Origin of the sequence: Caulobacter sp. BE264 (assembly GCF_031457805.1) — a bacterium.
Classification (GTDB): Bacteria; Pseudomonadota; Alphaproteobacteria; order Caulobacterales; family Caulobacteraceae; genus Caulobacter.
The window spans coordinates 1-14,143 of the sequence record NZ_JAVDXI010000011.1 but is presented as its reverse complement, the minus strand read 5'-3'; the positions used below and the strand labels follow the sequence as shown (position 1 = coordinate 14,143).

Below are 14,143 nucleotides of genomic sequence, written 5' to 3'. Positions count from 1 at the left end.
CTACTTCTTCTTGTCAACCCCGAACGGCAGCTTGGCCTTGACCTGATCCAGCGGCGTCTTGGTCACCACCACCGGCGGCGGCACGTTCACCGGCGCGGTCTTGATCGGGTAGGCCCGCCAACCGGTCTGGATCAAGGCGTTGAAGCCTTGGCATTTTGGCAGGTAGCGCACCATGCCCGCGCGCGGCTTGGCGAACGGCGCCGGCTGGACGAGATCCTGCCGTTTGGGGTCCACGAACCGCCAGTCGGTCGGCAGGCCATAGCCCTTCTCACCGCCGAGGCGGACCGCCTGATAGGCGATGTTCGCCTGGAAGGGCTGAACGCCGTACTTCAGCATGGCGCGCAGGAAAATCTGGTCGGCCTCCTCGCGCTTACCCGGTTCGCCGATCGTGTAGAGCCAGTCGTGGACGATGGCGGCGCGCGCCGTCGGGCCCTGCGGATCGATGAAGGCTTGGCCATACCAAGGCACGCTGGCGAAATCGGTCACGTACCAGCGCGGCACCACGATCACCTTGCCGGTCTCCACGTCGCAGTAGGGGAACTCGGCGTCCAGCGTGAAGAGCTTGCGACCATCCTTGGTCTGGTTGAACAGCATGATCGGCTGCGGCGTCAGAGAACTCGGCGGCGTCGGCGCCACAACGGGTACGAAGACGGTGGTGCTGGTCTGCGTCGCGCAGGCGCTCGCCAGCAGAGCGGCGCCGATCAGGGCAAAGGCGGTTCTCGAACGGGACATCGGCGCGGATCTTCAGAGCAGGATGGGCACTTCTGGGAGGCGGGAGCCCAAGGATCAAGCCACTATGGCGAAGTTTCGACCCCCACAGAATTGCGACTGCGAATCTTCCGCAGGTCATCGGTTTGTGAGAGGCTGAGCTGAGTAGCCGTTGCTGGAGACCTGACATGTCGATCACGCGCCGCCTTGTGGCCGCCGCCCTGCCGCTGACCGCTCTTGTTCCCACGCTCGCCCATGCCCGCCCCGCGCCCGACTTCACGGCGATCGACGCCGACGGCAAGGCCCGCTCGCTGTCGGAGTTTCGCGGCAAGACCGTGGTCCTCGAGTGGACCAACGAAGGTTGCCCCTATGTCCGCAAGCACTATTCCGGGAACATGCAGGGCCTGCAGCAGGCTGCGCGCGCCGACGGCGTGGTCTGGCTGACCATTGCGTCGTCCGCGCCGGGAAAGCAGGGCCACTTCGCCGATGGCGCCGCCGCCAAGGCCTGGATGAACGCCAAGGGCGCCAAGCCGACCGCCTTGCTGCTCGACGCCGACAACAAGGTCGCCACGCTCTACAAGGCCAAGACGACGCCGCACATGTTCGTCATCGATAAGACCGGCGCGGTGGTCTACGAGGGCGCCATCGACGACAAGCCGACCAACAAGGTCGAGGACGTCCAGGGCGCCAAGAACCTCGTGGCCGCGGCTCTCTCCGATGTGAAGGCCGGCCGCAAGGTCGCCACGCCGTTCGTCACGCCCTATGGCTGCGCGGTGAAGTACAAGGACGCCTAACCGCCGCCGCGCCGCCTACGCTGCAGGCTGAGGCGGCGCGGTGATGACCTCGACATTGTCGTTGAGCAGATAGACCATGTCGCGGAGCGCTAGGTCCTGGGCCTTGATGGTCGTGGCGGCGCGCACGGCGGCGAGCTTCTCGGGCAGGTCCTGGCTGATCCCGCGCAGGATGCACTTGAGGTCGTCGACCGCGCCGCGATCCCTCAGGGTGACGTGGCCCTTCATATCCAGCGCCGCGAGATCGCTGATCTTTCCCGAAAAGGCGTCAAAGGCCTTCAGCGGCGCGGCGGCGCTGCCCGGCTCGGCCTTGGCCAGTTGCGCGCGGTAGGCCTCGGTCTGCGCCTTGAGCTGGCGCGCCCGCTTGACGATGTCGATGAACAGAGGCTCGCCCGCGACCGAGGCGGGAACCGCCGGCGCCTGGGCGATGGCCGGCGCAGGGCCTGCGCCCTGCCCTGGATTGAACGACGCCATCCAGAGCATGGCGGAAAAGGCGACGGCGTCACAGGACATGGGGACTCCCGCAAAAAACGTCATTGGTCTGCCATGACGCGGCGGCGCCTGTTTGATAAGCCCGGGTCCGTAAACAGCGATTTACCAAACCTGTGAGGACGACATGGCCGATCTCGACGCCGCCTGGACCCGCCTGGAAGCCGCCGCCAAGGCTGCGGGCGACAAGCGTATCGTCGAGTTCTTCGACGCCGAGCCGGGACGGCTGGACGCTCTGACCCTGGACGTCGCGGGTCTTCACCTGGATCTCTCCAAGCAGGCCTGGGACGAGGCGGGCCTTGAGGCTGCGCTCGATCTCGCCCATGCGGCCGATGTCGAGGGCGCTCGCGGCCGCATGTTCGGGGGCGAGGCGATCAATTCGTCCGAAGGTCGCGCCGTGCTGCACACGGCCCTGCGCGCCCCCGCCGATGCCGATGTGAAGGCGCTGGGCCAGCCGGTCATGGCCGAGGTCGAGGCCGTCCGCCAGCGGATGAAGGCTTTCGCCCAGGCCGTTCGCTCGGGCGCGATCAAGGGCGCAACCGGCAAGCCGTTCAAGGCGATCCTGCATATCGGCATCGGCGGGTCGGACCTGGGTCCGCGCCTCCTGTGGGACGCTCTGCGACCCGTGAAGCCGTCGATCGACCTGCGCTTCGTGGCCAATGTCGACGGCGCCGAGTTCGCCCTGACGACCGCCGACATGGATCCGGAGGAGACCCTGGTCATGGTGGTCTCCAAGACCTTCACGACCCAGGAGACTATGGCCAACGCCGGCGCCGCGCGCAGTTGGCTGGTGGCGGCCCTGGGCGAGCAGGGCGCGAACCAGCACTTGGCGGCCATCTCGACCGCGCTCGATAAGACCGCCGCCTTCGGCGTGCCGGACGAGCGCGTGTTCGGCTTCTGGGACTGGGTCGGCGGCCGCTATTCTTTGTGGTCGTCGGTCAGCCTCTCGGTGGCCGTCGCGGCGGGCTGGGACGCGTTCCAGGGCTTCCTCGATGGCGGCGCGGCCATGGATGAGCACTTCCGCACCGCGCCGCTGGAGAAGAACGCGCCGGTGCTGGTGGCCCTGGCCCAGATCTTCAACCGCAACGGCCTGGACCGCCGCGCCCGCTCGATCGTGCCGTACTCGCATCGCCTGCGCCGCCTGGCCGCTTTCCTCCAGCAACTGGAGATGGAGAGCAACGGCAAGTCGGTCGGTCCTGGTGGCCAGCCCGCGAAGCGCGGTACGGCCACGGTGGTGTTCGGCGACGAGGGCACCAATGTCCAGCACGCCTATTTCCAGTGCATGCACCAGGGGACCGACATCACGCCGATGGAGCTGATCGGCGTGGCCCAGTCGGACGAAGGTCCGGCCGGCATGCACGAGAAGCTGCTCTCGAACCTCCTGGCTCAGGCCGAAGCCTTCATGGTCGGGCGGACCACGGCCGATGTCGTGGCCGAGCTGACGGCCAAGGGTGTCTCCGAGGTCGAGATCGCCACCCTGGCCCCGCAGCGGACCTTCGCCGGCAACCGGCCCTCGACCCTGGTGCTGCTGGACCGTCTGACGCCCCAGACGTTTGGCGCCCTGATCGCGCTCTACGAGCACAAGACCTTCGTCGAGGGCGTGATCTGGGGGATCAATTCCTTCGACCAGTGGGGCGTCGAGCTGGGCAAGGTGATGGCGAACCGCATCCTGCCCGAGCTGGAGAGCGGCGCGGCCGGAGACCATGATCCGTCGACCGCGGCGCTGATCGCCCGCCTCAGAAAATAGCTTGGCCAAGCCCCTTCCCCCAATCCGGGGGGAAGGGCGCCTAGAATGTCTTCCGCACCCGGAAGCTCATGAAGGTGCGGGGATTGATCGCGCGGTCCTCGACGAAGGCGATCGCGCGGTTCGGGCCGCGATTGGCGAAGACGGTGCGGCGGATGCTGAAGTCGTCCCACAGGTTCAACTGCGCGCGGATCGCCAGGGTCGGGGTCGGCTTATACTCGGCGAAAGCCTCGTAGTACTGCGCCCCGCGCCAGACGCTGGTCTGGTCCACGTCATAGGTGCCCTGACCCAGCAGTGGCAGCCAGTTGATCCCCCATTGGGTCTTGTACTTGGTGAGGTCCTGCTGGAAGCCGATATTGGCCTGGGTCGGGCGCACGCCCGAGATCGGACGGTCCTTACCGGTCGTGGGATCCTTCACGTGGGTCTCGTTCCAGTCGTTCCGGAACGTGAAGCGGCCCCCCTTGATCCCCAGCTTGTCGGTCGGCACCACGATGTTCAGCGACAGGCGGTCCAGGGTGGCGTCGCCGATATTGCCGACCGCCGACAGGCCGCCGGGCAGGGGCAGACGGTCGATCACCCCGATGATCTCGTCATGGCGATAGGTGACGGCGACGATCCCTTCGCCCCAGAAGCGGCGCTCATAGCCGATCTCGGTGATCCAGCGTTGCTCGGGCTTCAGCTCGACATTGCCGCCATAGACGTTGCCGTCCTCCAGGTCCGACGAGGCGGCGAAGTCTTCGAAGTCCAGCTGACCAAGTTCCCGCTCGAAGCGGAATCGAAGCTGGTTGTTGGCCACCGGGGTCCAGGTCGCGAGAAACCGGGGCTTGGCGTAGAAGAAGCTTTTCTCGTTATCCGCGTCGCCCGACTGCTTGATCGTCGAGGTCTCCAGGCGCAGGCCGCCCTCCAGGGTCAGGCGCGGATTGACCCGCCAGGTCGCCTTGGAGAAGGCCTCGCCGCGTAGTTCCTCGACCTTGACCGACGCGCTGGGCAGCGGCACCGCCGCACCGCCCACCGAATAGGCCTGTTTCACGTCGAGCATGTTGTAGGCCGCTTCCGCGCCGGTCTCGACGGTGATGGCCTTGCTCCAGTCGTGGCGGACCAGGGCCCGGAAGATCGACTCGCCGCTGTCACCCTCGGCGGTGAAGCGCTGCTGCGCCGCCTTGACTCCGTTCAGAGTCTCGTCGCTGACCGAGGCGCTCTCAAAGCTTTCAAAGCTGTGGATGGCCCGTGTCTCCAGAGCCCAGTTCGGCGCCAGTGGACGGGTGTAGGTCACGCCCAGCTCGCCCGAGTGATCCTCGTCGGCGTAACTGCTCCGGCGCTCGGCGATGGCCGAGGTCAGGGTCTGCCACTGGTTCCAGTCACCAACACCGAAGCGAGCCGTCGCCTCGATCTTGCCGCCGGCCAACGGGGCCGAATAGTTGCCCCGGATGCTGCGTCCGCCGCCCCAGCTGTCGTTCAGGAACTTCTCGTCGCGGATGATCTTTCCGGTTCCGTCACGACGAATATTGGTCCCCGGACCGTTGGAGTCGCTGCTGCCGATGCCGTCGTTCAGCGTCACGCCCCAGCTCTTGTCGCCGTTCGTGGCGGTGAACTGGTAGCTGCCGCCGTAGAGATCGCGGCCGCCGTCGAACTGGCTGGTGTTCCAGGTCAGGATCGACTGGCGCGTGGCCCCCTTCTTGAGGATGACGTTCACGACCACCGAATAGCCCTGCATGTCGACGCCCGGCGCGCCGCCACGGATCAGCTCGATGCGCTCGACCCGGTTGGCCTGGGTGCGGGACAGCACGTTGCTGCCGGTGTCGTTCTTAGACGCGGGGCGAGCCCCATTGATCAGGATGTTGCCGACCGCGCCCTCGAAGCCCCGGGCGCCGCTGCCGTCCTGCACCGAGAAGCCGGGCACCCGTTGCACCATTTCCAGCGCCGTGTTGGGGCGCTGAGCGGCGAAGAAGTCGGGCTGAAAGATCAACACGCCCCGCTGAGCGGCTTCGGCCTGGGCGGCGACTTGCTCGGGCGTCAGGTCAGCGGCCTGGGCGGCGCTGACCAGCAGAATGGCGGCCGCGCTGGCCAGAAGCATGGTCTTGGTCATCACTGGTTCCCCTCAGTGACGACAGGTCTGGACGTCGCGCTCGTTCACCTCAAGTTACAAGACCGAAATGTACATTACATATTGGACAGCATTACGGGAATGTCATCTTAACTCTTCAAACAAGATTTGGACATATTTATGTATCGGCGGCTATCTACTCCATCTAATCGTTAAAGTGGCGATGTCTCACAAGCATTGTCGGCTGGTCGCGCGCCGCCTGTCCTGAGCATTCTCCACTCTGACGAGTTTGGTCAGACCGGAAAGGGCTCGAGCAAGAGCTTATGGCCCAGAAGTCTCGATCATCTTGAGGTTCCGCGGGTCTTGCACCATGCTGTCGCCAGAAGCTGATCCAGTGTGGTTCATGTCCGAGATTGCGCGCGAGGCCCGGGCCTAACAGGCTCCGAACCTCGGTTCGAACGTCGTTAGGCCCGCTCCGCCCGCGCTTCCCGCCTGGTGGAAGCGCGATCATGCGCCTCGATCTCTCGGACAATCCCTTGAACATCTCAAAGTCGCAGCAACGCACGCTGCACGCGCTGGCCCAAGGCGGCCGCATCGAACTGGAACGCAACGACAAAGGCCGGGTAGTCTCTGCCGACTGCATGACGCGCGATGGCTGGACTCTGACCGACTGCACGGTCGCTGTCTTTCAGGCGTTGAGGCGAAAGCGGCTGATCGCCAGTCAGGGCAGTGGCCCTTATCGGATCACCCGGCTGGGTCTCGCCAACCTTCGCGCCCAACTCGACAATCGGGTCGGCGCCAAGGCCTGGTGATCAGTCCAGAAACTTGAAGAACAGGACGCGCGCGGCGCCATAGTCGCGCGCGTCGATCTGCTCGAAGCCGTCCAGCGCCGGATCGACCTCGCCCCGTCCGCGCTCGAACATCAGGATCGCGCCGGGAGCCAGCCAGCCGTGCGCGCGCAGTTCGGCAACGGCCTTCTCGCCAAGACCCTTGGCGTACGGCGGATCGAGGAAGACGATGTCGAACGGTTCGCCGGCGCTGGCGGGGCGCGGTCCAAGATCGGTCGCGTCGCGGCGATGGACGCGGGTCACGCCGAACAGGTGCATGGCGTCGATGTTCTCGCGGATTGCGCCGCGTGCGGCGTCGTCGGTTTCGACGAACAGACAGAAGGACGCCCCACGCGACAGGGCTTCCAGGCCCAGGGCGCCGGAGCCGGCGAACACGTCGATCACCCGCGCGCCATGCAGCTCGGGCGCCCAGGCGGCATGTTCCAGGATGTTGAACACCGCCTGACGGGCGCGGTCAGACGTGGGGCGCGTCGCGTCGCCGGGCGGGGCGGCGATGGCCTTGCCGCGAAACTGGCCAGAAACGATCCGCATCAGGCGACCCTGCTTTGAGCTGGGCTGGCGATCGCGTGGCGCTGGCGTCCCGCAGCCGAATCCAGATCGCTCATGTCCGCCCCCTTACAAGTCGTAACCGGATGTGTGCCGCCGTCCATGCCGTGCGGCAAGCAGGCGCTTTACAAGATCGCGGCCGCCCCGTCTTAGTCGATCGTGGGTGATGACGGGCGGACAAGATCGATGAGCGCGCTATTGGAGACCGTGAGGCGTTCGCGCTTCCTGGCCGACCTGTCGCCTCTGGACCGCGATCTGGGGCGGACTGCGCTCGTTGTCCCTGTCGGGATTTTGACCGGCGCCGTCACGGGTCTTCTTGGCGCGCTGGCGGCGATCCTGGCCTTCATGCTGGTTGTCGGTGGCCTGGATGGGGCCGCTGCGGCCGGAGCGCTGTTCGACGTCTTTTCCACCACCGAGGCGGGCGACCTGACAGGACGCCAGTCGCTTTTCATTCTCGCTGTGCTGGCGGGCCTCAATCTCGGCGCAGCCGTCGGCTTCGTGATGGCCAGCGGCGCGATCCACAAGCGGCAAGTCAGTGGCTACGTCAATGACGGGCAGCCCCTGCGCTGGCGGTTGGTGGTGGGAGGTCTCGTCTTGGTCGGCGTCGTGATGGCTGTGATCATCAGCGGCGTCGCCGTGGTTTCCGGTCGCCCGCTTGATCCCGTGATTCTTCGGGTTTCGCCCAATCTGGTGGGGCGATCGCTTTACGCCCTCATCGCCATTGGGCTGCTGATCCTCGCCTCCGCTGCGGAGGAGCTCCTGTTTCGCGGGTGGCTGTTGAAACAAAGCGCGGCCTATATTCGAAACCCGATCGCCTTGATGGTGCTGAATGGCGTTCTTTTCGCTGCGATCCACCTGGACCCCAACCTCGACGCTTTCCTGTTCCGCGCCGCCATGGGGGCTGGCCTGACCTGGATGGCGTTGCGCCTGGGCGGCGTCGAGCTCGGCGTCGGCGTCCACGCGGCCAACAACGTGGCGATCGTGTTACTGCTGCGCCCTATCACCTTGCAGCCCGACGCCCCGCGTGAGTTCCACATCGGAATCGTCGCCAGCGCTGTGGTGATGCTGGCCGGCTTTGTCGGCGTTGCGGAGCTCTGGATGCGCTGGCCCGCCCTGCGGCGCTGGACCGGCCTGTCCGCCCCAGCCGCCGCCTGATCAGCGTTTGGGGCTGCGCGACGGGCCCGGACGCGCCGTGGGCTTTCCAGGGCGTTCGGATAGGCGCCTCGCCGCCCCCTCGGTAGGCTTCGCACCGGGACGGGCTGCCGCCGGCTTGCCGCGTGCGGCGGGTTTGCCGATGTCGATGAACTTGCTTTCGATCGATTTGGCCGGGCGCTTGGTCTTGGCGGGGCCCTTCGCCGGGCCTTTTGCGGCGCTCTTGGGCGGACCATGCGGCGAGAGCTTTTTCTTGGGCTTGGCCCAGCCGGGCTTGTAGGCGGGCCTTTCGGGTTTCTCCGGCGTGTCCAGGACAACCGCCCGGTCGGCGCGCGGAGCGCCGCGTCGCTGCAACTCGCCGCCTCCCTCGGTGCCGGGCGCCTTAATGGGATTGGCGATCCCGACGAACTTGGGCCGATCGCCGGTCGGCATGTTCTCGGGCGAGACAACGCCCTCAAGGAGTTCGCGAATGACGCGGGGCCCGACCTCTTCGATCTGGCCGGCCGCCAGAGTTCCCAGCGCGAACGGGCCATACGACAGGCGGATCAGGCGATTGACCTTCAGGCCGATCGACTCCAGCACCTTGCGGACTTCGCGGTTCTTGCCTTCCGACAGGCTGACCGTGATCCAGACGTTCTTGCCGCCGCCGGCCTTTTCGTGGGCCTTGTCGAGCTTGGCCTCGATCGCGCCGTACTTGACGCCCTCGATGGTGACGCCGTCCTTCAGCTTGTCGAGCTTGGCCTGGGTCGTATCGCCGAAGGCCCGGGCGCGATAGCGGCGAACCCAGGCGTTGCTGGGCGTCTCGAGCGCGCGCGACAGCTCGCCGTCATTGGTCAGCAGCAACAGGCCTTCGGAGTTCAAGTCCAGGCGACCGACCGAGATCAGGCGAGGCAGATCCTTGGGCAGCGCGCCGAACACCGTCGGGCGGCCCTTGGGGTCATGGTGGGTGGTCATCAGGCCGGTGGGCTTGTGATAGCGGAAGATCCGCGTCGGCTCGCGCTCGGCCACCAGCTGACCGTCGACGGTGAGAAAGTCGCCCGGAGCGACCTTGACCGCGGGCGTCGTCAGGACCTTGCCGTTGATGGCGACACGGCCGGCCTCGATCAGCCGCTCGACCTCGCGCCGTGAGGCGACGCCGGCGCGCGCCAGGGCCTTGGCGACACGCTCGCCAGGTCCGCCGTCGAGATCTCCGTCTTGACCGTCGAGGTGAGGCTCGTACAGGGGATCGTGGGGTTTGGTCATGGCGCGTCCTTCTTGGGCTGGGCGCATCTCTCGATGGGCTTCGGTTTCTAATGCGCACTGATGCGAGCGAGGATCAAGACCACCGCATGATGCGGCTCGCGCTCGACGCCGCGCGCGCCGCTGCTGAGGCGGGCGAGACGCCGGTCGGCGCGGTGATCCTTGATCCCCGTACGGGCGAGGTGATCGCGACCGCCGGCAATGGCCCTATCGCGGCCCATGATCCGACCGCCCATGCCGAGATCGCCGCCATGCGGGCGGCGGCGGCCAAGCTGGGCAACTACCGCCTGACGGACCTGACGCTGGTGGTGACGCTGGAGCCCTGCGCCATGTGCGCGGGAGCCATCAGCCATGCCCGGATCGGGCGTGTGGTGTTCGGGGCGGACGACCCCAAGGGCGGGGCTGTGGTCCACGGGCCGAAGTTCTTCGGCCAGCCTACCTGCCACTGGCGGCCCGAGGTGACCGGCGGCGTGCTGGCCGAGGAAAGCGCCGACCTGCTGCGTGGCTTTTTCCGCGCCCGTCGCAAGGCCAGGGGCTAGTTGATCATCGCCGAGGTCAGCAGGACCTTCGACCCGGGCTTGCCGAGAACCTGGTCGGCGGACTTCTGCAGTTCGCGGCTCATATGGTCGATGTCCGGGGGCGAACCGCCGCGCAGTCCGGCGGCGTAGACCATCAGGGTCTGGGCGAAGGCGGCGCGCAGACGTGGTGTCGACGCTTGGGCGCGCTCCATCAGCTTGGCGTCCTTGATCTCCAAGCCTGTCTCGACCGTCATCACGCCCCGGCGGCCGTCACGACGCAGGACCACCGCGTTGATCGGCGCCAGTGCGAAATAGGTGACCTGCTCCTTCTTGTCCTCCTTCGCCATACTGGCGAAGGCGGGCGCAGGGGCGAGCAGCGGCGCCGTGGAAAGGGCGGCCAGCAGAGCGAGAGGCAGGAGACGATGTCGGCGCATGCCGCCTTCTAGCGCGGCGTGGTTGACGTCCTCTTTACGTCTGCAGGCGCATCAAGGGGCGTTAACCACGATTCGTCGCCACGCCCCCGCGCCGGGTTGGTCGTCGGCAGCGTCGCAGGAGGCTGAAATTGGGTCGTTTTTCCCCCAAATCCCTCGATCTGGACGGCAAGGTGATCCTGGTCACCGGCGGCACCGGCTCTTTCGGGCGGCGCTTCATCGAGACCGTGCTCCGCCGCTATGATCCCCGGAAGGTCATCGTCTACTCCCGCGACGAATTGAAGCAGAGCGACATGCAGATCGAGCTGCGCGAGCAGTTCGACGAGGCGAAGGTCGCCAAGATGCGCTTCTTCCTCGGTGACGTGCGCGATCGCGAGCGCCTGACCCTGGCCTTGCGCGGTGTCGATATCGTCATCCACGCCGCCGCTCTGAAGCAGGTGCCGGCGGCCGAGTACAACCCATCGGAATGCATCCACACCAATGTCCTGGGGGCCGAGAACGTGGTTTGGGCCAGCTTGGCCAACGCTGTGAAGCAGGTGGTCGCCTTGTCCACCGACAAAGCCTGCAATCCGACCAATCTCTACGGTGCGACGAAGCTGGCTTCGGACAAAACGTTCGTCGCGGCGAACAACCTGTCTGGCGACATCGGCACGCGGTTCTGCGTCGTGCGCTACGGCAATGTCGTGGGCTCGCGCGGCAGCGTGGTGCCGCTCTATCGCCGCCTGCTGAGCCAGGGTGCAACCGAGTTGCCCGTCACCGACCCTCGCATGACCCGCTTCTGGATCACCCTGAACGAGGGTGTCGAGTTCGTGCTGTCGTCACTGACCATGATGCGCGGCGGTGAGATCTTCGTGCCGAAGATCCCTTCCATGGCCATGCCCGACCTCGTGAAGGCGATGTCGCCGACGGCCGCGATGAAGGTGATCGGCATCCGCCCGGGCGAGAAGCTGCACGAGATCATGATCAGCGCCGACGACGCCCGCTCGACGGTGGAGTTCGACGACCGCTACGCGATCGAGCCGAACTTCGCGGAGTTCGGCCGCGAGCCCTACGCCGTTTCGGACGGCGCCAAGCCGGTCGCAGAGGACTTCTCGTACAGCAGCGACAACAACCACGACTGGCTCAGCCCCGAGGGCCTGCTGGCGATGCTGGAGGAGAAGGCCGCGCGATGAGCGGCTTTCTTCCCTATGGCCGGCAGACGATCGAGGAGGACGACATCGCGGCCGTGGCGGAGGCCCTGCGCGGGGACTTCCTGACGACCGGGCCGACGGTGGAAGCCTTCGAGGCCGCCTTCGCCGCCAAGGTCGGCGCCGATCACGCGATCGCCGTTTCCAACGGCACCGCGACTCTGCATCTGGCGATGCTGGCGCTGGGAGTCGGCGAGGGCGATGTCTGTGTCGTCCCATCCGTCACCTTCTTGGCCACTGCCAACTGCGCTCGCTATGTCGGGGCCGAGGTGGTGTTCGCCGACGTCGATCCCGACAGCGGCCTGATGACGCCAGACACACTGGGCAAGGCCTTGGCCGGCGCGCGCGACAAGCGGGTGAAGGCGGTGCTGCCTGTGCATCTTCGCGGCGACGTCTGCGATCTTCCGGCGCTAAAGGCCATGGCGAGCGCGTCTGGCGCGGTGCTGGTCGAGGACGCTCCCCATGCCCTGGGCTCGGTCGGAACTTTCGGCGGGGTGGCTCACCCTGTCGGCGACGGCGCCTATTCCAGCTTCGCCAGCTTTTCGTTCCATCCGGTCAAGACCCTCGCGACGGGCGAAGGCGGCATGCTGACGACCAATGATCCGGAGCTGGCGGCCAAGGCGCGCCTGCTTCGTTCGCACGGCATGGTCCGCCCCCCCGGAGGCGACCCGTGGTGGTACGAGATGCCGGAGCTCGGCTTCAACTACCGGATCCCGGACGTGCTCTGCGCGCTAGGCCTGTCGCAGCTGGCGAAGCTGGATCGGTTCGTCGCGCGGCGTCGCGAGCTGACGGCGCTCTACGCCCGCCTTCTGCCGGAGCGCGCGCCGCGCGTCCGTCTGGCGACGAGCCCTGACCAATCGGACCCCGCGCTTCACCTGTTGACCGTGCTGATTGACTTCGAGGCCGAAGGAATTTCGCGGCGGACCCTGGTCGAGAGCCTCAAGGCCCAAGGCGTGGGGACGCAGGTCCATTACATTCCAGTCCATCGGCAGCCGTACTACGCGCAACGCTATGGCGTCGCCGACCTGCCGGGCGCGGACGCTTGGTACGCGCGCTGCCTGACCCTGCCGCTCTATCCGGCGATGACGGACGGAGATGTCGAGCGCGTGGTCGACGCCCTGGCCAAGATCCTGGGCTAGGGCAGCCGAGCGCTGTCTCAACCGCGCTGTGTGATGGGCGCCGCCATTAAATAAAATTCAGGCGCCTCTGTTTGGGAGTCTTTAGGCCTCTACAGCTCGACACCGTTCGAGAGGTTCCGCCGTGCGCTTCCAACTCCGCCTCCTCATCGCCAGCGTGGGGGCGCTGGCCCTGGTCGCCGGCGCCGCTCAAGCGCAGGACTATCGTCCGAGCTTTCATCCTGACACGTTGAAGGTGCCTGCGGGGCGCAAGGCTAACGAGGTCATGGTCCTTGGCACAACCCACCTTTCAGGCTTGCCCAAAACCTTCGACATGGGGCTGCTGGCGCCGCTGCTCGACCGCCTGGCGACTTGGAAGCCGGAGGGTGTCGCGACCGAGGATCTTTCGGGGATGCAGTGCGATGCGCTTCGGCGCTACCCCAGCCGCTACGCCGAGACCGTGAAGACCTACTGCGCCGACCCGTCCGTGGCCGGCGCCGCGGTGGGTCTGGATGTACCTGCGGCCAATGCGGAGGCTGAACGTTTGCTGGCCGCCTGGCCTGCGACCCCTACCGCGGCGCAACGTCGCCGTCTGGCGGCGGTGTTTCTGGCGGCGGGCGAACGTGGCTCAGCCCTCGTGCAGTGGCTGCGGCTGCCCGAAGCCGAGCGCAAGGCGGCCGACGGCCTGACAGACGCCATGGTCGAGACGCTAGAAAAGCGCAGGGTCCGTCGTAATGAGACCGACCAGATCGCCGCCGTGCTGGCCGCGCGCCTTGGCCATGAGCGCCTTTGGAGCGTTGACGATCACACGGCGGATTGGCCGGAGCCGACGGACGCCGCCGCGCTGAAGGCCTTCGAGGCGGCGATCATGACGGCATGGGACAATCCCGTCTCCCACGCCCGTCGCGCGCAGGACCAAGCCCTGACGGCGGACCTGAGCAAGCCTGACGGCGTTCTAAACCTCTACCGAGCCTACAACAGCGCTGAGGCTCAGATGATGGCCTACAAGGGCGACTTCGGAGCGGCGCTCGCCGAGCCTTCGCCAGAAGGGTTTGGGCGTCGCTATGTCGGCTATTGGGAGACGCGCAACCTGCGGATGGTGTTTAGGTTTCTTGGACGCCCGCCAGGCGCGGCGATGGGTTTGCCCCCGCAGGCGGGTGTCTGAGAATGTTTAGGTTTCTTGGACGCCCGCCAGGCGCGGCGATGGGTTTGCCCCCGCAGGCGGGTGTCTGAGAAAGCTCAAAGTCTGACCCGCGGGATGGCGGTATCGGCCTATGGGGATTTGAGCGACGCGCTTGTCCCATGAGGTCGCTGACGATGCGCTGACCGGC

The 14,143-nt window shown here is 66.6% G+C and carries 14 protein-coding genes; 8 read left to right on the top strand and 6 right to left on the bottom strand.

What is annotated here, in order from left to right; genetic code table 11:
• Positions 1-732, bottom strand: coding sequence for a DUF1353 domain-containing protein (locus J2X45_RS19455; protein WP_310218188.1), 732 nt, complete (start codon positions 730-732; stop codon positions 1-3).
• 164 nt (positions 733-896) lie between these two features.
• Here J2X45_RS19455 and J2X45_RS19450 point away from each other — a divergent pair, with 164 nt between their 5' ends.
• A complete protein-coding gene (locus J2X45_RS19450; RefSeq protein WP_310218185.1) occupies positions 897-1,502 on the top strand; it encodes a thioredoxin family protein in 606 nt (201 codons plus the stop codon).
• 15 nt (positions 1,503-1,517) lie between these two features.
• Here the strand turns inward: J2X45_RS19450 and J2X45_RS19445 are convergent, their stop codons facing one another.
• On the bottom strand, positions 1,518-2,012 hold the full coding sequence (locus J2X45_RS19445; RefSeq protein ID WP_310218182.1) for a hypothetical protein: 495 nt from the start codon (positions 2,010-2,012) through the stop codon (positions 1,518-1,520).
• Between the two features lie 103 nt (positions 2,013-2,115).
• Here J2X45_RS19445 and pgi point away from each other — a divergent pair, with 103 nt between their 5' ends.
• Entirely contained in the window at positions 2,116-3,735 is a 1,620-nt protein-coding gene (gene pgi, locus J2X45_RS19440; RefSeq protein WP_310218179.1) for a glucose-6-phosphate isomerase, read from the top strand.
• A gap of 40 nt (positions 3,736-3,775) precedes the next feature.
• Here pgi and J2X45_RS19435 read toward each other — a convergent pair whose 3' ends face one another.
• Complete coding sequence (locus J2X45_RS19435; RefSeq protein WP_310218178.1) at positions 3,776-5,821, bottom strand: TonB-dependent receptor; 2,046 nt, start codon at positions 5,819-5,821, stop codon at positions 3,776-3,778.
• A gap of 491 nt (positions 5,822-6,312) precedes the next feature.
• On the opposite strand from J2X45_RS19435, the gene J2X45_RS19430 reads away from it, so the two are divergent.
• Positions 6,313-6,588, top strand: a complete 276-nt coding sequence (locus J2X45_RS19430) for a YjhX family toxin (RefSeq protein WP_310218289.1) — start codon at positions 6,313-6,315, stop codon at positions 6,586-6,588.
• Here J2X45_RS19430 and rsmD read toward each other — a convergent pair whose 3' ends face one another.
• The gene (gene rsmD, locus J2X45_RS19425; protein ID WP_310218287.1) at positions 6,589-7,158 is read right to left on the bottom strand and encodes a 16S rRNA (guanine(966)-N(2))-methyltransferase RsmD; all 570 of its coding nucleotides are present in this window, start codon (positions 7,156-7,158) and stop codon (positions 6,589-6,591) included.
• A gap of 198 nt (positions 7,159-7,356) precedes the next feature.
• Between rsmD and J2X45_RS19420 the strand changes: the two genes are divergently transcribed.
• The gene (locus J2X45_RS19420; protein ID WP_310218177.1) at positions 7,357-8,325 is read left to right on the top strand and encodes a CPBP family intramembrane glutamic endopeptidase; all 969 of its coding nucleotides are present in this window, start codon (positions 7,357-7,359) and stop codon (positions 8,323-8,325) included.
• On the opposite strand, the gene J2X45_RS19415 is transcribed toward J2X45_RS19420, so the two are convergent.
• Positions 8,326-9,564, bottom strand: a complete 1,239-nt coding sequence (locus J2X45_RS19415) for a pseudouridine synthase (RefSeq protein WP_310218175.1) — start codon at positions 9,562-9,564, stop codon at positions 8,326-8,328.
• Between the two features lie 50 nt (positions 9,565-9,614).
• Between J2X45_RS19415 and tadA the strand changes: the two genes are divergently transcribed.
• Entirely contained in the window at positions 9,615-10,100 is a 486-nt protein-coding gene (gene tadA / locus J2X45_RS19410; RefSeq protein ID WP_310218173.1) for a tRNA adenosine(34) deaminase TadA, read from the top strand.
• Here tadA and J2X45_RS19405 read toward each other — a convergent pair.
• Entirely contained in the window at positions 10,097-10,513 is a 417-nt protein-coding gene (locus J2X45_RS19405; protein WP_310218169.1) for a hypothetical protein, read from the bottom strand. The genes tadA and J2X45_RS19405 overlap by 4 nt on opposite strands.
• Before the next feature lie 128 nt (positions 10,514-10,641).
• Here J2X45_RS19405 and pseB point away from each other — a divergent pair, with 128 nt between their 5' ends.
• From pseB to J2X45_RS19390, 3 genes are all read left to right on the top strand, one after another.
• Complete coding sequence (gene pseB, locus J2X45_RS19400; RefSeq protein ID WP_310218166.1) at positions 10,642-11,682, top strand: UDP-N-acetylglucosamine 4,6-dehydratase (inverting); 1,041 nt, start codon at positions 10,642-10,644, stop codon at positions 11,680-11,682.
• Complete coding sequence (gene pseC / locus J2X45_RS19395; RefSeq protein ID WP_310218163.1) at positions 11,679-12,836, top strand: UDP-4-amino-4,6-dideoxy-N-acetyl-beta-L-altrosamine transaminase; 1,158 nt, start codon at positions 11,679-11,681, stop codon at positions 12,834-12,836. Before pseB ends, pseC begins: the two co-directional genes overlap by 4 nt.
• Before the next feature lie 121 nt (positions 12,837-12,957).
• Positions 12,958-13,977: a DUF5694 domain-containing protein gene (locus J2X45_RS19390; protein WP_310218161.1), complete on the top strand. Its 1,020-nt coding sequence runs from the start codon at positions 12,958-12,960 to the stop codon at positions 13,975-13,977.
• Positions 13,978-14,143: the final 166 nt, after the last annotated feature.

What these genes read in the sequence shown, in the direction of transcription:
- pgi (WP_310218179.1), top strand. Translation starts at nt 2,116, where the DNA reads ATGGCCGATCTCGACGCCGCCTGGACCCGCCTGGAAGCCGCCGCCAAG.
- J2X45_RS19405 (WP_310218169.1), bottom strand. Translation starts at nt 10,513, where the DNA reads ATGCGCCGACATCGTCTCCTGCCTCTCGCTCTGCTGGCCGCCCTTTCC.
- J2X45_RS19445 (WP_310218182.1), bottom strand. Translation starts at nt 2,012, where the DNA reads ATGTCCTGTGACGCCGTCGCCTTTTCCGCCATGCTCTGGATGGCGTCG.
- J2X45_RS19450 (WP_310218185.1), top strand. Translation starts at nt 897, where the DNA reads ATGTCGATCACGCGCCGCCTTGTGGCCGCCGCCCTGCCGCTGACCGCT.
- pseC (WP_310218163.1), top strand. Translation starts at nt 11,679, where the DNA reads ATGAGCGGCTTTCTTCCCTATGGCCGGCAGACGATCGAGGAGGACGAC.
- J2X45_RS19420 (WP_310218177.1), top strand. Translation starts at nt 7,357, where the DNA reads ATGAGCGCGCTATTGGAGACCGTGAGGCGTTCGCGCTTCCTGGCCGAC.
- J2X45_RS19415 (WP_310218175.1), bottom strand. Translation starts at nt 9,564, where the DNA reads ATGACCAAACCCCACGATCCCCTGTACGAGCCTCACCTCGACGGTCAA.
- tadA (WP_310218173.1), top strand. Translation starts at nt 9,615, where the DNA reads ATGCGCACTGATGCGAGCGAGGATCAAGACCACCGCATGATGCGGCTC.
- J2X45_RS19455 (WP_310218188.1), bottom strand. Translation starts at nt 732, where the DNA reads ATGTCCCGTTCGAGAACCGCCTTTGCCCTGATCGGCGCCGCTCTGCTG.